Here is a 20,205-nt window from a genome sequence, read left to right on the forward strand (position 1 = left end):
GCCGGACGGCCCGGGGCCGTATCCGCCCCGGGGCCCGTCCCCCCGGCCCTCCTTCCTTTCCTGGTACGCACGGGGCGCCCGCCCGTTCGGGCGCTCCCACCGAGCGACAAGGCCGACAGATGTCCCTGAGCGATCTCCAGGCCCCGGGTCAGCCGGGGAGCACCACGACCAGCAGCCCCGGCGCCCCGAGCACCCCTCCCAAGGCCGGCGGTCCGCCGCGGCTGTACGCGCTCGACGCGCTGCGGGTCGTCGCCGCGCTGGCGGTGCTGCTCTTCCACTACACCGGCATCGACGCGGCCACGGACGCCAACTGGGGGGTGAACCAGAAGGACCTCTTCCCGTCCATCTTCCCGGTGACCTCCTACGGGTCCTACGGCGTCCAGCTCTTCTTCATCATCAGCGGCTTCGTGATCTGCATGTCGGCCTGGGACCGCACACCGGGCCACTTCGTCCGGGCCCGGTTCGTCCGGCTCTTCCCGGCCTACTGGTTCTCCATCGTGGTCGCCGTGCTGATCTGGCGGGGCATACCCGACGGGGAGCGCAAGGTGCCCAGCATCAGCGACTCGCTGACCAACATCACCATGCTCCAGGTGCCGCTCTCGGCCCAGCATCTGGTCGGCGCCTACTGGACGCTCTGGGTGGAGCTGACCTTCTACCTCATCTTCCTGGTGGTGCTCTGGAAGGGCCTGGACTATCTGCGGGTGACGATCTTCTGCTGGCTGTGGCTGCTGGCCGGGGTCCTCGTCCAGCAGGACACCGACATCCCGCTGCTGGGGATCTTCGCCCAGCCGCTGAACACCGCCCTGTTCGTCTCCGGCATCACGATGTACCTGATGTACCGCTTCGGCCCGGACCTCAAGCTGTGGCTGCTGCTCGCGGCCAGCTGGCTGGTGATGCAGACCGACCTGGTCCAGCACGCCGACGGCCTGAAGGCGAAGGGCATGGACCGCGACCCGTATGTGGCCCTCGCCCTGGTGACCGTGTTCTATCTGCTGGTGCTGGTGATCGCGCTGCGGAAGGCCGACTGGGTCCGCTGGAAGTGGCTGGCCACCGCGGGCGCCCTGGTGTACCCGCTCTATCTGCTCCACGAGGAGCTGGGCTGGGCGATGATCCGGGAGCTGTACGGCCCGCTGGGCGCCTGGGAGACCCTGGCCGTCACCACGGCCGCGATGATCCTGCTGTCCTGGCTGGTGTACCGGCTGGTCGAGAAGCCGTCCCAGCAGTGGCTGCGCAAGCGGCTCGCCAAGGAGGCCGCGTACCCGACGGAGCACCGGAACCCGGCGCACCGGTACTAGTACCGCCCACCACTGGTACCGCCGACCCGATCCGCTCACAGGGGCGCCCCGGCCGGGGCGCCCCTCGGCGTTTTCCCGTACCGCGGCGGCCCGTCGCGACACCACGCGGATTCACTCATTCCGGATCTTTGTCACCGAACGCCGATAAGAGATGAATCCAGTCATGCCTTGATATGGGTGCCGGAAAAGGCGCAACCCTTTCCGGGGACCGGCCCTCTTACCTCCCGCAAGCACCGGGAGGAAGCCATGTCAAGACCACCGCGCCGTACCGTGCTGTCGCTGCTCGGCATCGGGGCCGCCACCGGCGGCGTGGGCACCGGGGCCGTCGCCTGCACCCTGCGCGAGACGCCCCTCCCCAAGAGTGCCCCGGCGTCCCCCGCGGTTCCCGTGATGCCCGCCGAACCCATCGCGGCGGACGGCGCACCGCTGCGGAGCATCGCCGAGGAGAACCGGCTGCCGGGCTCCCGCGGCTGGCTCCCCGACGCCTCCGTCCGCCGCGCCTCGGACGACCGGACCGGCGACATCATGGGCTACGCCTCCACCACCTCGGCCGGACACGGCGAGGTGGTCGACTTCCACATATCCGTGGCCCGGGCCCGGACCTACCGGATCGCGGTCTACCGCATCGGCCACTACGGGGGCCGCGGCGCCCGGCTGATGACCACCAGCGCGCCCCTGCCCGGACACCGCCGGGCCGTGCCCGAGCCCCGCCCCGGGACCGGCACCGTCGCCTGCTCCTGGCCGGTCTCCTGGAGCGTACGGATACCCGACGACTGGCGCTCCGGCCTCTACCAGGCCGTCTTCACCTCCGACGAGGGCCACCGCAGCTCCACGCCCTTCGTCGTCCGCGAACCGCAGCGCGCCTCGGCCCTGCTCTGCGTGATCCCGTTCACCACGTACCAGGCGTACAACATGTGGCCCAAGGACCGGCGGGCCGGCAAGAACCTGTACGGCGGCTACGGCCCCGGCGGCCGTCCCGGCGGCTTCCCGCACCGCGCCGTCGAGGTCTCCTTCGACCGGCCCTACTCGGGCTCGGGCACCCCGTCCTGGTTCAACATGGACACCTCCTACGCCCGCTGGGCGGAGTCCGAGGGCCACGACATCACCTACGCCAGCAGCATCGACCTGCACGACGGCACCGTCGACCCCGCCCAGTACGCCGCGGTCTTCTTCCCCGGCCACGACGAGTACTGGTCGAAGCCGATGTACGACGCAGCGACCCGGGCCGTCGCCTCGGGCCGCAACCTCGCCTTCCTCGGCGCCAACAACGTCTACTTCCACGTCCGGCTGGAGAAGTCCGCGAAGGGCCGCCCCAACCGGGTGATGGCCTGCTGGAAGACACGGGACGACCCCGCGCCCGGCACCGCGGGCGCCACCGTCCGCTGGCGCGAGATCGCGGCCGACGGCAGCCTCGCCGAACAGCGGCTGCTCGGCATCCAGTTCAACGGCATCGTCAAGAAGCCCGCCCCCCTCGTGGTGCAGTCGGCCGGACACTGGCTGTGGCAGGGCACCGGGGTGAAGGACGGCGAACGGCTGCCCGACATGATCGGTGTGGAAGCCGACGCGTACAACGGGAACGCCCCGGAGCCCCCGGGGGCCCGCCGGGTCCTGCTGGCGAAGTCCCGCTACACCGACTCCCGGCCGGGTTCCGCGCCGCGCACCCAGAACACGGCGGTCACCGAGCACGCCGGGGGCGGCACGGTCTTCATGGCGGGCACCTTCCACTGGCCCCTCGCCCTGGTCGACGACGACCGGTACACCGGCACCAGGCTCCGGCTGTCGCTCGCCACCCGGGCCCGGATCCGCCGCGCCACCGCCAATCTGACCGGCCGGCTGACCGGTACCGGATCTTCCCCCCGGACCGGCCCCGGCGCGACGGTGCGGTGAGGCGGGGCGTACGGAAAAGGCCCCCGTACGGCAGCCGGGCTGCCGTACGGGGGCCTTTCGCGCGTTCGCGGACGGGGTTCAGCCGCCGATCACCACGCGCCGGACGCCCGCCCAGCGCTCCGGGTCGGTGGTGCGCCGGCCGTCGACCAGGACGGTGACGTCCGGCAGGTCGGCGGCGGCCAGCTCGCGGTACTCGGCGTGGTCGGCCTGGAGGATCGCGGCGGTCACCTTCTCACCGGCGTGCGCGGGCAGCCCGTGCGCCACCAGCTCGTCGGCCGTGTACATCGGGTCCGAGACGAACGGGTTGGCGCCCCGGGCCTTCAGGGACTCCACCACGCCGTAGACGCCGGAGAACGCCGTCTCCTTGACACCACCGCGGTAGGCGGCGCCCAGGACCAGCACATTGACGTCCTTGAGGTCGCCGTAGGCGGCGGCCAGCAGGTCGACGGAGTAGTCGGGCATGGCCGCGTTGGCCTCACGGGCCGAGCGGACCACGGTCGCCTCGGGGTCGTTCCACAGGTACATCCGCGGGTAGATCGGGATGCAGTGGCCGCCGACGGCGATACCGGGCTGGTGGATGTGGCTGTACGGCTGGGAGTTGCAGGCCTCGATGACCTTCTTGACGTCGATGCCGTTCTTGTCGGCGAAGCGGGCGAACTGGTTCGCCAGGCCGATGTTCACGTCGCGGTAGGTGGTCTCCGCCAGCTTCGCCAGCTCGGACGCCTCGGCGGTGCCCAGGTCCCAGACCCCGTTGGGCTGCGCCAGGTCCTCGCGCTCGTCGAAGTCGAGGACCTGCTCGTAGAAGGCCACACCGGCGGCGGCGGACGCGTCGTCGATGCCGCCGACCAGCTTCGGGTAGCGGCGCAGGTCGGCGAAGACCCGGCCGGTGAGCACCCGCTCCGGCGAGAAGACCAGGTGGAAGTCCTTGCCGGCGGTCAGGCCGGAGCCCTCCTCCAGCATCGGCGCCCAGCGGGTACGGGTGGTGCCGACCGGCAGGGTGGTCTCGTACGAGACGAGGGTGCCCGGCTTCAGACCGGCGGCGATGGCGCGGGTGGCGGAGTCCATCCAGCCGAAGTCCGGCACCCCGTCGGCGTCCACGAACAGCGGGACGACCACGACGACGGCGTCCGACTCGGCGACCGCGGCGGCGGTGTCGGTGGTGGCGCTCAGCAGCCCGGCGCCGACCGTCTCCTTCAACAGGCGGTCCAGGTCGAACTCACCGGGGAAGGGCTCCGTGCCGGCGTTGACCAGCTCGACGACCTTCTCGTTCACATCGGCGCCGACGACCTGATGGCCCTTGGCGGCGAACTGAACCGCGAGCGGCAGACCGATCTTGCCGAGCGCGACTACACAGATCTTCATCGGGACATTTTCCTCTTCACACGGGACATCACTTGTCGCACTCGTCCGCTCACGCTCTCCTCGGGCCCCCACAGGGGCGCCGTGGTGATCATCAGCCGGCCGTTGGGAGTGGCATTCGCCGACACACGGTACGGGACCTTCTCACGCCACCGTCTGGCCAGCGGCAGCGGGGTCTCGCCGACCGCCACGGCGACCTCGTGCCGGATCCCGCCGAGCGTCAGGAACACCCGGGGGTGGGTACGGACCCGGGTGGCCGGCAGCGGGAAGGTGACGCGCAGCACGGTCCCCGTGCCGTCCTCGTCCGGCTCCCGGGTGATCAGGGCGTCGGTCGGGGGCACCGAGTCGGCGTCGGGCATCCGGCGGGCGCCGGTCTTGTCGCTCGCCTTGGAGAACGCCTTGGGGACCAGCCGCAGGGCGACCCCGGCCAGCGCCTCCGGGGTGCCGGTGACCGGCACCCGTACCGCCAGGGAGACGGCCAGGTCGTCGCCGTTCTGCTCCCAGTCGGCGGCGACCAGCCGGGTGCCGTCGGCGAGCCGCTTGGGCACGGCCTCGTCGTTCAGCCGGAACAGTTCGTCGTCCAGGCCGGCCAGCGCGTCCCGGAAGCCGGGGTAGCGGGCGTAGGCGTGCTCGCCCTCGAGGACGAAGGGCACCGCGGCACCGGGGGCCTCGGCCTCGTTCGCCTGCTTGAGCAGCCGTACGTCCCCGCGGCGGGCCAGTGCGATCCGTACCCGTGCCTGGACGCCGAGCGACTCGTTGAGCGGTTCGGTCAGGTACTCGTCGGCGAGCTGGGCGATCCCGTTGCAGAGCCGGTACTGGACGGCGCTGTCGAGGGCCGCGAAGTCGGGTCCCTGGACGAGCTTGGTCAGCTCCCAGGTGAAGTGGCGCTTCAGCACCGCGTCCCGGCGGGGACCGGCCTCGATCAGACCGGCCGTATGGCGCATGATGCGCTCGGTGCAGTGCAGCCGGGCGAGGTGGTCCGCGCGGTAGGTGATGTTCCCCGCGTCGCCGCGCTTCACCGCGTAGTAGCAGGTGTAGTCGGCGACGACGGAGATCTTCCGGGCCCGGACGCAGGCCTCGATGGTGAACGGCTGGTCGCTGCCGACCGGCAGGTCCTCCGGGAAGCGCAGCTTGTGGCGTTCGATCAGCTCCCGCCGGAACAGCTTGGTGTTGGCGAGGGTGAACGGGAGCGCCGAGTCGTAGAGGCTGATGTCCGGATCGTTGGCGCGGTAGAGCGCCTGGTGGACATAGCGCCCGTTGGTGCCGACCATCTTGCCCACCACGACGTCCGAGGTGTGGGTGTCGGCGCAGTCGACGAGTCGTTTCAGCGCCTCCTTCCCCAGATGGTCGTCGGAGCCTATGAAGAACACATAGCGGCCGGTGGCCAGGTCGAGCGCCCGGTTGCTGGGGCCCGCGGGGCCGCCCGAGTTCTCCTGGTGGACGACCTTGACGGTGTCCGGGTAGCGGGCGGCCCAGCGGTCGAGCTCTTCACCGCTGCCGTCGGTCGAACCGTCGTCGACCGCCACGATCTCCAGCTTCTTGCGGCCGATGCTCTGGTTGGTCAGCGACTCCAGGCACTCCACCAGATAGGGCATGGTGTTGTAGACGGCGATGACGACGGTGACGTCGGGCACGGTCGTCATGAGCCGCTCCCGGGCACCAGCCTGGTGTAGAGCGCGTCCAGGACCTCCGCCTGCGCCTCCCAGGTCCAGTTGTCCAGGAGTCCCGGGGTGTCGTAGGCGGCCCGGTACTTCTCCGGGTCGGCGAGCACCGCCTTGATGGCCCGGACCAGGTCGGCGACGTCCTCGGCACGGCAGACTTCGCCCTGGCCGGTGGAGCGCGTGACCTCGGACATCGTCTTCACATCGCTGACGACCAGCGGCAGCCGGGCGTGCGAGTACTCGAAGAACTTGGTGATCAGCGCGATCTCGTGGTTCGGCCAGTGGTGGATCGGTATGCAGCCGACGTTCGCCGCGGACAGGAACGGCACGACCTGCCAGTGCGGGACGTACGGCACGGCGTGCAGCCGGTCGCCGACGCCCAGCTCCTGGGCGCGGCGCAGCAGGCCCTGGATATAGCCGGCGGCGGGCGCCGGGACCACGAAGGCCATATGGACGCCGTCGAGCTGCGGCAGCGCCTCCACCATGTCGCCGAGGCCGCGCTGCGGGCCCGGGGAGCCGCTGTAGACGACCAGGGGGACGTCCGGGCCGATGCCGCACAGCTCGCGCAGGTCGGGCACGGGCTTGCCGTCCTTGGAGATCTCCTCCGCCAGCTCCTCGGCCCCGGCGGGCCGGTCGGGCGCGTTGAGGACGACCGTGGGCTGCTCCTTGAGGCCGTGGCGCTCCTTCAGCAGATCGCCGAGCCCGTCGGAGACGGTGACCACGGCGTCCGCGAAGGGGGCGTACTCGCTCTCGTGGGAGGTGTTGCCCGGGATCCAGTGGGCGTTGTCCTCCCAGGGGCGGACCCCGGGGAGGTACTCGTGGGCGTCCCAGACGAGCTTGCAGGTACGGCCCGCGGCGCGGGCGCGGATGGCGGCCCGGGCGCCGACGCCCAGCATCCGGAAGTCGTTGGCGTGGATCAGATCGGGCTTGAGGGCGTCGATCTCCTTGCCGTACGTCAGCTCGTAGTCCCAGAGCACCGGCTCCAGACGGCGCCAGGCGCGGGGGCCCTTGAGGGACTTCCAGGAGGCGGTGAAGGCACGGTCGAGGGGGCCGCGCAGGGCCCGGCCGGCCTTCTGGGCCTGGCTGGTCTGGCGGGACCGGAACCCGACCCACTTCTGGACGGCCTTGGAGACCGGGCCCGCGACCGCGAGCCGGGCCTTCTCCGCCTTGCGGAAGAGGGGCGTGCCGACGGCCTGGGGGGCGACCCGCAGGGCGGCCCGCCGGGTGGCGACATCGGCGCGCCAGGCCTTGGCCCACTGGCGGCGGTACGCGGACATGGGGCCGGGCGCGTAGGCCAGCGGACGGCGGAGCGGGGAGCGGTGCCGTTCGGCGTGGCGCTTGGCGAGGGGGGTCTTCAGCGGGAGCAGCCGTACCTCGGCGTCGCCCAGCTTCCAGGTGCGCCCGTTGCCGGAGCGGACCAGCCCGAGCAGGACGACGTCCCACCCGGCCGCGGCAGCGGACTCGGCGGCCTTCTGGACCCGGGAGTCCCCTTCGACCTTGTTGTCGACCAGCATGACGACGCGTCCCCGGGTGGTTCGGCCCGCGCCGGCATTCTGCGTTTCCATGGACAGCCTTTCTGGCCCGTTCACTTGAGGAAGTTGCTCAGAACCTGAGCCGTCCAGGTTCCGTCGTGGTACGTGCGTGCGAACTCGGCCGACTCGGCGCCGATCCGGACCGTGGCATCGCGGTCCTCGACGAGCGACTCGATGACCTTGCGCAGATCGCGGGGGGTGGCGTTGACGATCGGCAGGGCGCCGTCCGTGACGGCCTTCACCTCGTCGCTGATATAGCCCACGACGGGGCGGCCCGCGGCCATCGCCTCGACGGCGAAGGTGCCGTAGCTGCCGGTGGTGAACTGGTCCAGCACCAGGTCGCAGCTCTGCACCAGGGTGCGCATCTCGGCCCACGGGATGCCCTCGGCGAGGCGGAAGTCGATCAGGCCCTCGTCGTGGAGTTCGGTGAGGACCGGCATGATCCGGTCGGTGCCCTTGGTCCAGCGCTTGGAGGGGGCGTGCATCACGACCGGCCGCTTGCGCTCCATCAGCGGACGGTCGGTCGCCCAGGACGCCACGTCGACGACGAGCGGCGCCCAGGTGGCGGTCGGCAGGTCGTCCAGGAGGTCCGGGGTGGTGACATAGAGCGGCAGCCCGCTCTCGTCGGCGATCCGCCGGTTGGTCTCGGCCTTGGCCTGGAGCTTCTTCGCGATGCCGTCGGGGGCGTCGTGGAAGAGGGAGTACTCGTGCCGCTCCATGTGCTTGCCGGGGTGGCGGATCTCGCTGCCGTGCGCCAGCAGCGCGACCTTGATCCTGGCCTGGCGGAGCGCGGCGAGGTCACCGGCGATGTTGACGCCGTTGAGATGGCCGAAGACCGGCATGAAGGCGTCGACCAGCAGATGGGTGTAGCGGCCGATGATCCGCTGCACCTGCTCGGTCTGGACGGCCAGCTCCGGCAGCCGGGTGGCGTCGACGTAGACGTCCGCCGGGTAGTCGAAGGACTGCGGCAGCTTGTTCATCACGACTTCGGCGGACACGTCGGGGCTGACCCGGGTGATCGCCTGGGCGTACGCGGCGCCCTGGCCCGCGTAGTTCGCGGGGCCGAGCCCGAGCTTGATCTTGGTGCCGCGGAGCTTGCGCCAGGTCGGCGCGGCGTCGCCGGACGAGGGGGCGGGGGCCGCGGTGGTGGCGGGGCCCTCCTGCGCGGTCCACGAGGTCCCGGACTCGGCCGGGGGCGGCGTCTTGCCGGACAGGTCGCGGTAGAGCTTGAGGAGCTTGCCGCTCTGCGCCTCCCAGGACAGGTCCGTGAGGATGTCCTCGGTGATGCGGTCGGCGAGCGCCTTCCGGTTCTCCATGGCGCGGCGGGCGGCGCCCGCGAAGGTCTTCGGGTCGTCCCAGGTGAAGACCTCGCCGATGCGGTGCTCCTCGACGTACGCCTTGACGACCTTCACATCGCTGGTGACCAGCGGCAGCCCGGCCTGGAGGTACTCGGAGACCTTGGTGGGCAGGGAGACCTCGGTGTTGGGCACCTTGCGGAACGGGGTGAGGCCGAGGTCCGCGGAGGCCAGGTAGTTGGCGACCTCGTGCTGGGGGACGTACGGCACCAGGTGGATACGGTCGCGTACGCCGAGGCTCTCGGCCCGCTGGAGCAGGCCCTCCAGCAGCGGGGTGACCCGGCCGACGACCAGGGCGAGGTGGTAGCCGGGCAGCTCGGGCAGGCCGTCGATCACGGCGTCGACACCGCGCTCCGGGCCGATCCAGCCCGAGTACACCATCAGCGGTACATCGGGGCCGAGCCCGCAGGCCTGGCGCACCGAGGAGCGGGAGGTGCCGCTACCGATGACCTCACGGACCGGGGAGTTGCCGACGACCACCGGCAGCTTCCGGAGCTTGTGGTCCTTCTTCAGCAGCTCGGCCATCTGCGTGGAGACGGTGACGACGGCGTCGGCGCGGCGGATGAACTCGGCCTCCACCGCGGGCAGCGCGTACTTCTGGTGCGGATTGGGCCATTCGACGCCCTTGATGTACTCATGGGCGTCGTAGAGCCAGGCGCACTTGCGGCCCTGGGCCCGGAGCCGGGCCGCGCTGCGGCCGGCCGTGACGATCATGGTGGCGTCGTTGGCGTGGATGACGTCCGGCTTCAGCTTCTCGATGACCGGGCCGAAGGCCAGGTCGAGATCGACGATCTGGGGCCAGTCCAGCCGCCAGTCGCCGACCGGTCCGGCGTCCTTGGGGTGGCTGCGGCGCTGCTCCCAGCGGAAGGCCTTGACCCGCAGCCGGTGCACGGTCCGGCGGGCCCGCAGCAGCACCTTGAGGGAGGTCCGCCGGGAGGAGCCGACCCAGCTCGTCTCGGCCGACCGCTGCCGGGCCCAGTCGTGGTACGTCGCGGTGTAGCTCTTCAGCGCCGCCGGGTCGTTGATCCGGAACTGCGTCGCGGCCGCCCGTACCGCATGGTTCTTGCGCGCCTTGACGGCCCGGAGGAAGTCGGTGCCGACGGGGATCCGGATCACGTCGACGGAGCCCATCCTGGTGCGCTGGACTCGCTTGGTGTCGCTCCTGCCGATCAGCGTGACGTCCCACCCGTCGCGGGCCGCGGCGATGGCGGTCTTCTGGACCCGCGAGTCGCCGGTGATTCCGTTGGCGACGATGACCGCGAGCCGCGGTCGCCGGGCAGGGGCTTGCATGACGTACTTCCTCCGTGGGAGCCATGGGGTCGGCGTCCCGGCCGCCGGTGGGACGGCCGGGAACCGTTGGTCAGCGATGGTCGGGTCGCTGCGGACGGCTGGTCGACCGGGTCAGCCGTTGCCGGGGGACGCCGGTCCGCCCGTCTCGCCGAAGGTGACCGTGACACCGGACGCGGCCGATTCGAGGACGGCTGCGGCTACCTCGACCGTACGCGTTCCCTCCCGCAGTGTGCAGATGTCGTCGGACTTTCCGAGAACAGCATCGCGGAACAGCTCGTGCTCGACGAGCAGCGGCTCGCGCTTGGGGATCGCGTAACGGATCATGTCGCCCTCGGCGACCCCGCGGAACGCCTGGAGGGCCTCCCACTCGGTGGCCAGCGCGGCGTTCGAGTAGAAGGTGAGGTCGGCGGTGAGGGTGTCGGCGATGAAGCAGCCGCGCTCGCCGGTGACCGAGGTGAAGCGCTCCTTCATCGGGGAGAGCCAGTTCACCAGGTGATTGACCATCGTGCCGTCGGAGAGCTGACCGACCGCGGAGACCATGTCCTCGTGGGCCCGGCCCGACTTGGAGACGGTGCGCGCGGCGATCGAGGTGTAGCGCTGGCCGGTCACCCAGCCGGTGAGGTCGATGTCGTGGGTGGCCAGGTCCTTGACCACGCCGACATCGGCGATCCGGTGCGGGAAGGGGCCCTGGCGGCGGGTGACGACCTGGTAGACGTCGCCCAGCTCGCCCGCCTCCAGGCGCTGGCGCAGGGAGCGGAGCGCCGGGTTGCAGCGCTCGATGTGGCCGACGCCCGCGACCAGACCGCGGGACTCGAAGGCCTCGACGAGCCGGTGCGCGCCCTCGACGGTGTCCGCGACGGGCTTCTCGATGAGCGCCCCGATACCGGCGGCGGCCAGCTTCAGCCCGACCTCCTCGTGGAGGGCGGTGGGGCAGGCGATGACCGCGTAGTCGACACCCGCCTCGATGAGCTGCTCGACCTCGGCCAGCACGGGGGCGCCCTGCGCCCAGCCGTTCTTGTCGCCCATCGGGTCGACGACACCGACGAAGTCGACGCCCTCCAGGCCGGCGAGGACCCGGGCGTGGTGGCGGCCCATGGAGCCGAGGCCGATCAGACCGGCCCGCAGGCCGGGGACACCCTGGGTGGTCACAGGTTCTCTCCAAGCTCGTTCACGGCGGCGACGATGCGGTCGAGGTCGTCACGGGACAGCGACGGGTGCACCGGCAGGGACACGACCTCGGCGGCGGCCTGCTCGGTCACCGGCAGGTCCCAGTTGCGGCCGGCCTTCTGGTCGGGCTCCCAGAACGGCTTCAGCCGGTGGATCGGGGTCGGGTAGTAGACGGCGTTGCCGACCCCGGCCTCGGTGAGCTTCGCCATCGCGGCGTCCCGGGCCCCGGCACCGCCGGCCACCCGGATCGTGTACTGGTGGTAGATGTGGCGGGCGCCCTCGGCGACGACCGGCGTGGTGATGCCCGGGGCGCTGATGTGCTCGCTGAGGTACGCGGCGTTGGCGATGCGCTGCTCGGTCCAGCCCGGCAGTCGGCCCAGCTGGACCCGGCCGACGGCGGCGGCGACATCGGTGAGCCGCATGTTGCAGCCGACGATCTCGTTCGCGTACCGCTGCTCCATGCCCTGGTTGCGCAGCAGGCGCAGGGTGCGGGCGATCTCCGCGTCCCCGGTGGAGATCATGCCGCCCTCCAGGGAATGCATGTTCTTCGTCGGGTAGAAGCTGAAGGTGCCGCCCGCGCCGAAGGCGCCGACGGGGGTGCCGTTGAGGGCGGCGGCGTGCGCCTGGCAGGCGTCTTCGACGACGGCCAGCTTGTGCTTGTCGGCGATCGCCATGATGCGGTCCATGGCGGCCGGGTGGCCGTAGAGGTGGACCGGCATGATCGCGGCGGTGCGCGGGGTGATCGCGGCCTCGACGGCGGCCGGGTCCAGACAGTACGTCTCGGGGTCGATGTCGGCGAACACGGCGTCGGCACCCACGAGGCGGACCACGTTGGCGGTCGCGGCGAAGGAGAACGAGGGGACGATCACCTCGTCGCCGGGGCCGATGTTCAGGGCCATCAGCAGCAGGTGCAGCGCGGAGGTGCCGGAGTTCACGGCGACGCAGTGGCGGCCGTCGACCAGCTCGGAGAAGCCCTCTTCGAAAGCGGCGACCTCGGGGCCCTGTACGACCCGGCCGCTGCGCAGTACGCGGACGGCGGCCTCGATCTCCTCTTCACCGATGACCGGGCGGGCAGCGGGGATGGGCTGCCTGTTGCTGCTGCTCGTCATGGACGTCCTCCTAGAACACCAAGAGCTGTCTGTGGCAGGAGGTCTGGAGAATGAGCGGACGTCATCTGTGCGGCCGCGCACACCCCATCCGGCGCTAGCCGACGCCCTACCGAGGATCTGGACCGAGTTCTGTTAGCCGAACCGGGCCGGTCACCCACCGTAGTGTCCGGGACTGGATCCTCACCCGGCAGCGACCGCCGTCACATTATCAGGGATTTCGGACCCCTTTTCGGGGACGTTCAGGCGTCCCCGGCATCAATTCGGCGACAATCACAGTGTTCCGTCCCGCGGCTGTGGGACGGAACACTGTGATTCATCAAAAGGCCGGGAACCGTTGGGCTCCGGGCCGCGTCGGGGTCACCCCTCGGTGACCGCCGTCACCGTCGCGGGCGCCGACTTCTCGGCCGCGGCGGTCTTCTTGGCGGTTGCCTTCTTCGCGGTCGTCTTCTTCGCCGCGCTCTTCTTGGCCGCCGTCTTCTTGGTGGCGGCCTTCTTCGCGGTGACCTTCTTCGCGGTCTTGCGGGCCGCCTTCTTGGCCGGGGCGGACGCCTCGTCGGAGCCGTCGCCCGCGGTGCCCTCCGAGGCGGTGCCGATCACGACGACCGCGCCGGACTCGTCCGCCGGGGAACCGGCCGGAGCGGTGACCTTGCGGACCACCCGGCGGCGCGCCCGCGGGGGTGCGGCGGCCTCCGGAGCGGCGGCCGGGGCCGGCTCGGACGCTTCCGCCGGGGCGGCGGGCGCCTCGGCGGCCGCCGGGGCATCGGCGGCCTTCGCCACGACGACGACCTCCGCCTCCGGCGCGTCGGCGGCCTTCGGCGAACCGGCGGGGGCGGACGCCTTGCGGGTCGCCCGGCGGCGGCCGCGGCCGGCCGGGGCCGCCTCGGCGGCCTCGGCGGCCTCGGGGACAGCGGCGGCCTCGGGCTGCCGCGGCTCCTCCGCGACGGGGGCCTCGGCGGCCTCCCGGACGGGAGCCGCCACCTCGGTCTCCGGAGCGGACACCGGCTCGGCGGCCTTCGGCTCCGCGGCCTTCGGGGCACCGCCGGGCGCGGACGCCCTGCGGGTGGCACGGCGGCGGCCGCGGCCGCGCTGGGCGGCCGCCTCCGCCTCGGCGGCGCTGCTGTACAGCTCCTCGTCCGGTACGAAGGCGGGCTCGGCGAGCGCCACCGGCTCGGCGACCTCGGCGGCGACCTCCTCGGCCGTCTCGTGCTCGTGCTCGTGGACCTCGGCCGCGTGGTCGTGCGCCGTGGCGTCGCCGCCGCGGCCGCGCTTCTTGGACCGCTTGCCGCCGCCACCGCCCCCGGCGGACGACGCCTGGTCCATATGGACGATCACGCCGCGGCCGTTGCAGTGGACACAGGTCTCGGAGAAGGACTCCAGCAGGCCCTGGCCGACCCGCTTGCGGGTCATCTGGACCAGGCCCAGCGAGGTGACCTCGGCGACCTGGTGCTTGGTCCGGTCCCGGCCCAGGCACTCCAGCAGCCGTCGCATCACCAGATCGCGGTTGGACTCCAGCACCATGTCGATGAAGTCGACGACGACGATGCCACCGAGGTCGCGCAGCCGCAGCTGGCGCACGATCTCCTCGGCCGCCTCCAGGTTGTTCCTGGTGACGGTCTCTTCGAGATTGCCGCCCTGACCGGTGAACTTACCGGTGTTGACGTCGATCACGATCATGGCTTCGGTCTTGTCGATCACCAGCGAGCCGCCGCTGGGCAGCCAGACCTTGCGGTCCAGCGCCTTCATCAGCTGCTCGTCGATGCGGTAGGTGGCGAAGACGTCGACCTCGCTCGTCCAGCGCTGGAGCCGGTCCGTCAGATCGGGCGCCACGTGCGCGACATAGCCGTGGACGGTCTGCCACGCCTCGTCACCACTCACGATGACCTTGGAGAAGTCCTCGTTGAAGATGTCGCGGACGACCCGGACGGTCATGTCCGGCTCACCGTAGAGCAGCGTCGGCGCGTTGCCGGTCTTCGCCTTCTTCTTGATGTCCTCCCACTGCGACTGGAGGCGCTCGACGTCGCGGCGCAGCTCGTCCTCGCTGGCGCCCTCGGCGGCGGTGCGCACGATGACGCCCGCGTCCTCGGGGACGATCTTCTTGAGGATGGTCTTCAGCCGGGCCCGCTCGGTGTCGGGCAGCTTGCGGCTGATACCGGTCATCGAGCCCTCGGGCACATAGACCAGGTAGCGGCCGGGCAGGGAGACCTGGCTGGTGAGCCGGGCGCCCTTGTGGCCGATCGGGTCCTTGGTGACCTGGACCAGCACGGACTGGCCGGACTTCAGCGCGGCCTCGATACGGCGGGGGCCGTGGGCCATGCCGAGCGCCTCGAAGTTGACCTCGCCGGCGTAGAGCACGGCGTTGCGGCCCTTGCCGATGTCGACGAAGGCGGCCTCCATCGACGGCAGGACGTTCTGCACCTTGCCCAGGTAGACATTGCCGACGTACGAGGTCGACTGCTCCTTGTTGACGTAGTGCTCGACGAGGACGTTGTCCTCCAGCACGCCGATCTGGGTGCGCTCGCCGCTCTGGCGGACGACCATAACGCGCTCGACGGCCTCGCGGCGGGCGAGGAACTCGGCCTCGGTGATGATCGGGACCCGGCGGCGGCCCTGCTCCCGGCCCTCGCGGCGGCGCTGCTTCTTCGCCTCCAGACGGGTGGAGCCCTTGATGGACTGAACCTCGTCGGAGGCCTCCTCGCGGGTCCGGGTCCGGGGTTCGCGGACCTTGACGACCGTACGCTCGGGGTCGCCGGCGCCCGGCTCCTCGTCGGTGGCGGACTCACCGCTGCGACGGCGGCGGCGGCGACGGCGGCGGCTGCCCGCGGTGGAGCCGCCGGCCTCGTCGTGCTCGGCGTCCTCGTCGGACTCCTCCGCTTCGTCGGCGTCCTCGTCGGCCGGGGCGCCTTCGTCGGTCTGCTCCGCGAGCTCCGCCTGCTCGGACAGCTCGCCACGACGGCGGCGGCGGCCGCCACGGCGGCGGCGGCGCGAGGGGCGGTCCTCGTACTCGTCGTGCTCGTCCGCCTCGGCGTCCACCTCGGTGTCCGCCTCGGCCTCGGGCTCCGCCGGCTCGTCGGCGGCAGGCTCCGCGGACCGGGCGGCCCGCTCGGCCTGCGCCGGCTGCTCGGGGGCCTCGGCGCGGCGACGGCGGCGACGGCGGCCGGACGGCTCGGCGGCCGGGGCGGCGGCTTCCACCGGCTCGGCAACGGCCTCGGCCTCGGCGGGCTCCTCCGTCTCCTCGGCCTCGTCGGTGACGGGCTCCTCGTACGCCTCGTCCTCGTAGACCACGGCGGCCGCGGCGGCGGCCGTCTCCGGGGTCTGGAACATCGGCTCGGCGAAGACGGGGGCCTGGAAGACGGCGACGGCGGGCCGGGCGGCGCGGCGCGCGGAGGGCTCGTCGTTCCGGGCCTTCTCGGCGGTGAACTGCGGCGCCACGACACGGCGGCGGCCACGGCCGCGGACGGCCGCGGTCTCGGCGGCGGCGACCTGGTCCTCGTGGGCGGTGATCTCGGCGACGGCGTCGCCGGGCAGCTTCTCGCCGCTGCCGTCGGCCTCGGGCGCGGCCGGGGCGGCGGCGGTGACCTTACGGGTGGCCCGACGGCGCGCACGCGGCGCAGGAGCCTCCTCGACGGCAGCCTCGGCCACCGGCTCGGCAACGACCTCGGCCGCTACTTCGGCAACCGGCGCGGCAGCAGCCTCGGGGGCGGTGGCCTTACGGGTGGCCCGGCGGCGCGCACGCGGCGCGGGCGCCTCCTCGACGGGGGCCTCGGCCACCGGCTCGGCAGCAGCTTCAGCGGCAACCTCGGCAACCGGCTCGGCAGCCGTCGCCTTACGCGTCGCCCGGCGACGGGCACGCGGCGCGGGCGCCTCCTCGGCGGCAGCCTCCACCACCGGCTCGGCGGCAACCTCGGCGACCGGCTCGGCGGCGGTGGCCTTACGGGTGGCCCGGCGACGGGCACGCGGCGCGGGCGCCTCCTCGACGGGAGCCTCAGCCACCGGCTCGGCAGCAGCCTCGGCGGCAACCTCGGCGACCGGCTCGGCAGCAGCCTCGGCGGCGGTGGCCTTACGGGTGGCGCGACGGCGCGCACGCGGCGCGGGCGCCTCCTCGACGGCAGCCTCAGCCACCGGCTCGGCAGCAGCCTCGGCGGCTACTTCGGCGACCGGCTCGGCGGCGGTGGCTTTACGCGTGGCCCGGCGGCGCGCACGCGGCGCGGGCGCCTCCTCGGCGGCAGCCTCGGCCACCGGCGCGGCGGCAGCCTCGGCGGAGCCGTCGGCGTTGGCCGCGGCGGGCGGTCCCGCGGGGCGGGAGGCGGCGCGGCGCCGGCGCGGCGGCAGCGTGTCGCTCGGGCTGTTGTTCGGTTCGGGGGTGGTCCCGGCGGTACCGGGTTCGTTCGACTCGTGCATGCGGGCGGTTCTCCCGTCACGCTCCCGGGCGGACGCGCTCACGGTCCGGCCTTGGTCCGCGCGAGGCGCGGTGATGCCGTCCGGGGCGGGGCCGCCGCACGGGAGCTTCTGTCTGGCTCGCCGGTTCCGCACGCGATGTACGTACGGCCTGGCGAAAGTCTGGTGGTCTTTCGCGGCCCGGCCCGGGCGGCTCAGGTAGCCGAGGGCCGTGCTGCGACGACGCTCCGGTCGCGGCGGGACCGGACCGGTGTCCCCGGGGCGGGGACGGCCTCGCGTCCGTCGAGGGGAGGCGGGCCCGCGGCCATGGTCAGGCCGGGACCGTCTCGCGGTCGACTGCGAGCGGGTCGGTCACCGTGCCGGACTCCTCGTCGAAGAGCCCCTGCGCCAGCCTGGTCACCGCTGCGGGGACCGGCGGCGCCAGGTCGGCCACAGCGCGGAGACCGGACAGGACGTCGTCGGGTCGTACGGCAGGCGTCACGTGCCGTACTACCAGCCGCAGTATCGCACAGGGAGCGCCCGAGGGCCCATCGACCTGTGGAGGAAGGGCTTCGAGGGCCGCTACCGCGCCCCGTGCGTCGAAGGTCCGCAGACCGTTCTTGGTACGCCGTTCGACCTCGACCGCCTCGGCGGCGAGGAAGGCCGCGACGGCGGCCCCGGCCTCCTCGACGGCAACGCCGTCGAGCCGCAGCTCCCAGACGGAAGCGGTGAGCCGGTCGGCGAGTCCCGGGGTACGGGCCTCGACCGCGTCGACGATGTCGAGGCCGTCGGGCAGCGACTCGTCGAGCAGCTCGCGCAGCACCGCGGGGTCGCGGTGCTTGGTGAGGGCGATCTCCAGATACTCGGCCTCGCTGCCGGTACCGGTGGGGGCGGCGTTGGCGTACGACACCTTGGGATGCGGGGTGAAGCCCGCCGAGTACGCCATGGGCACCTCGGCCCGGCGCAGCGCCCGCTCGAAAGCGCGCTGGAAGTCTCGGTGGCTGGTGAACCGGAGGCGGCCGCGTTTGGTGTAGCGCAGTCGGATGCGCTGTACCGCGGGTGCGGGCGGCGGGCCTTCGGGCTGTCGCTTGCCCAGTGGTTCTTCTCCTCGGTGCGGGGCGGTCGCGGTGGCGCCGCCCTCGGAATGCTGGGTGTCCCGTGGGGGCCTGGACCCGGCTCGCACCCGCTGTGCGCGGGGCTGGGGCACTCCCTCCGGGCTATCGCCAGGGGGTACCCCCACCCGCGTAGGCGGGGTCGGATCCGGCCGCCGCTGTCGGTGACAGTCGTTCTCCTACCCAGAGTACGCGCCGGGACCCCCACCGGTTCCCCAGGTTCCGGTTGTGGTCCGCCGGGCCCGTCGCGACGGCGGGCCCGGCGGACCGTTCCGGCGCTACTTGACCACGGTCAGCGGGAGCAGCTTCTTGCCCGTGGGGCCGATCTGGATCTCGGTGCCCATCTGGGGGCAGACACCGCAGTCGAAGCACGGCGTCCAGCGGCAGTCCTCGACCTCGGTCTCGTCGAGGGCGTCCTGCCAGTCCTCCCAGAGCCAGTCCTTGTCGAGACCGGAGTCGAGGTGGTCCCAGGGAAGGACCTCCTCGTAGGTGCGCTCCCGGGTGGTGTACCAGTCGACGTCCACCCCGAACTCCGGCAGCGTCTTGCCGGCGCAGGCCATCCAGCGGTCGTACGAGAAGTGCTCGCGCCAGCCGTCGAAGCGGCCGCCGTCCTCGTACACGGCGCGGATGACGGCCCCGATCCGGCGGTCGCCGCGGGAGAGCAGGCCCTCGACGATGCCGGGCTTGCCGTCGTGGTAGCGGAAGCCGATGGAGCGGCCGTACTTCTTGTCGCCGCGGATCTTGTCGCGGAGCTTCTCCAGCCGGGCGTCGGTGGCCTCGGCGGAGAGCTGCGGGGCCCACTGGAAGGGGGTGTGCGGCTTGGGCACGAAGCCGCCGATGGAGACCGTGCAGCGGATGTCGTTGGAGCCGGAGACCTCACGGCCCTTGGCGATGACACTGACCGCCATATCGCCGATCTGGAGGACGTCCTCGTCGGTCTCGGTGGGCAGCCCGCACATGAAGTAGAGCTTGACCTGGCGCCAGCCGTTGCCGTAGGCGGTGGCGACCGTCCGGATCAGGTCCTCCTCCGAGACCATCTTGTTGATGACCTTGCGCATCCGCTCGGAGCCGCCCTCGGGGGCGAAGGTGAGCCCGGAGCGGCGGCCGTTGCGGGTCAGCTCGTTGGCGAGGTCCACATTGAAGGCGTCGACCCGGGTCGACGGGAGGGAGAGGCCGATCTTGTCCTCTTCGTACCGGTCGGCGAGTCCCTTGGCGACCTCGCCGATCTCCGAGTGGTCGGCGCTGGACAGCGAGAGCAGGCCGACCTCCTCGAAGCCGGTCGCCTTGAGGCCCTTGTCGACCATCTCACCGATACCGGTGATGCTGCGCTCCCGCACCGGGCGGGTGATCATGCCGGCCTGGCAGAAGCGGCAGCCGCGGGTGCAGCCGCGGAAGATCTCCACGGACATCCGCTCGTGGACGGTCTCGGCGAGCGGCACGAGGGGCTGCTTGGGGTAGGGCCACTCGTCGAGGTCCATGACGGTGTGCTTGGAGACCCGCCACGGGACGCCGGAGCGGGTGGGCACGACCCGGCCGATGCGTCCGTCGGGCAGGTACTCCACGTCGTAGAAGCCGGGGACGTACACCCCGCCGGTCTTCGCCAGGCGGAACAGCACCTCCTCGCGGCCGCCGGGGCGGCCCTCGGCCTTCCAGGCGCGGACGATCTCGGTGATGTCGAGCACCGCCTGCTCGCCGTCGCCGATGACGGCGCAGTCGATGAACTCGGCGATGGGCTCGGGGTTGAAGGCCGCGTGGCCGCCCGCGAGCACGATCGGGTCGTCGATGCCGCGGTCCTTCGCCGCCAGCGGGATGCCCGCCAGGTCGAGGGCGGTCAGCATGTTCGTGTAGCCGAGTTCGGTGGAGAAGCTCAGGCCGAAGACGTCGAAGGCGCCCACCGGCCGGTGCGAGTCGACGGTGAACTGCGGGACGCCGTGCTCCCGCATCAGCGCCTCCAGGTCGGGCCAGACGCTGTACGTCCGCTCGGCGAGCACACCCTCGCGCTCGTTGAGTACCTCGTAGAGGATCATGACGCCCTGGTTGGGCAGTCCGACCTCGTACGCGTCC

Annotated in this window: 11 protein-coding genes; 2 read left to right on the plus strand and 9 right to left on the minus strand. The window is 72.1% G+C overall.

Annotation, left to right across the window (positions count from 1 at the left end; genetic code table 11):
• Positions 1 to 119: 119 nt before the first annotated feature.
• Both ACWDR0_RS04690 and ACWDR0_RS04695 read left to right on the plus strand, forming a co-directional pair.
• Complete coding sequence (locus ACWDR0_RS04690; RefSeq protein WP_456350152.1) at positions 120 to 1,295, plus strand: acyltransferase family protein; 1,176 nt, start codon at positions 120 to 122, stop codon at positions 1,293 to 1,295.
• A 246-nt stretch (positions 1,296 to 1,541) separates the two neighbouring features.
• The gene (locus tag ACWDR0_RS04695) at positions 1,542 to 3,182 is read left to right on the plus strand and encodes a N,N-dimethylformamidase beta subunit family domain-containing protein (protein WP_456350153.1); all 1,641 of its coding nucleotides are present in this window, start codon (positions 1,542 to 1,544) and stop codon (positions 3,180 to 3,182) included.
• A gap of 78 nt (positions 3,183 to 3,260) precedes the next feature.
• On the opposite strand, the gene ACWDR0_RS04700 is transcribed toward ACWDR0_RS04695, so the two are convergent.
• From ACWDR0_RS04700 to ACWDR0_RS04740, 9 genes are all read right to left on the minus strand, one after another.
• Positions 3,261 to 4,544 (minus strand): nucleotide sugar dehydrogenase, encoded by a 1,284-nt coding sequence (locus ACWDR0_RS04700; protein WP_456350154.1) that lies wholly within the window; start codon positions 4,542 to 4,544, stop codon positions 3,261 to 3,263.
• Positions 4,541 to 6,184, minus strand: a complete 1,644-nt coding sequence (locus ACWDR0_RS04705) for a glycosyltransferase family 2 protein (protein WP_456350155.1) — start codon at positions 6,182 to 6,184, stop codon at positions 4,541 to 4,543. Before ACWDR0_RS04705 ends, ACWDR0_RS04700 begins: the two co-directional genes overlap by 4 nt.
• Entirely contained in the window at positions 6,181 to 7,767 is a 1,587-nt protein-coding gene (locus ACWDR0_RS04710; RefSeq protein WP_456350156.1) for a glycosyltransferase family 4 protein, read from the minus strand. Before ACWDR0_RS04710 ends, ACWDR0_RS04705 begins: the two co-directional genes overlap by 4 nt.
• 20 nt (positions 7,768 to 7,787) lie before the next feature.
• Entirely contained in the window at positions 7,788 to 10,379 is a 2,592-nt protein-coding gene (locus ACWDR0_RS04715) for a glycosyltransferase (RefSeq protein ID WP_456350157.1), read from the minus strand.
• A gap of 111 nt (positions 10,380 to 10,490) precedes the next feature.
• A complete protein-coding gene (locus ACWDR0_RS04720; protein WP_456350158.1) occupies positions 10,491 to 11,528 on the minus strand; it encodes a Gfo/Idh/MocA family protein in 1,038 nt (345 codons plus the stop codon).
• Positions 11,525 to 12,655 carry a DegT/DnrJ/EryC1/StrS family aminotransferase gene (locus tag ACWDR0_RS04725; protein ID WP_456350159.1) on the minus strand — a complete coding sequence of 377 codons (1,131 nt, stop codon included), beginning with the start codon at positions 12,653 to 12,655 and terminating at the stop codon, positions 11,525 to 11,527. Before ACWDR0_RS04725 ends, ACWDR0_RS04720 begins: the two co-directional genes overlap by 4 nt.
• Positions 12,656 to 13,012: 357 nt before the next feature.
• On the minus strand, positions 13,013 to 17,053 hold the full coding sequence (locus ACWDR0_RS04730; protein WP_456350160.1) for an Rne/Rng family ribonuclease: 4,041 nt from the start codon (positions 17,051 to 17,053) through the stop codon (positions 13,013 to 13,015).
• A 307-nt stretch (positions 17,054 to 17,360) separates the two neighbouring features.
• On the minus strand, positions 17,361 to 18,125 hold the full coding sequence (locus tag ACWDR0_RS04735) for a TIGR03936 family radical SAM-associated protein (RefSeq protein ID WP_456350174.1): 765 nt from the start codon (positions 18,123 to 18,125) through the stop codon (positions 17,361 to 17,363).
• A gap of 294 nt (positions 18,126 to 18,419) precedes the next feature.
• A partial coding sequence (locus tag ACWDR0_RS04740) for a TIGR03960 family B12-binding radical SAM protein (protein WP_456350161.1) occupies positions 18,420 to 20,205 on the minus strand: 1,786 nt, incomplete at its 5' end.

It is taken from the genome of Streptomyces sp. NPDC003691 (assembly GCF_053981115.1).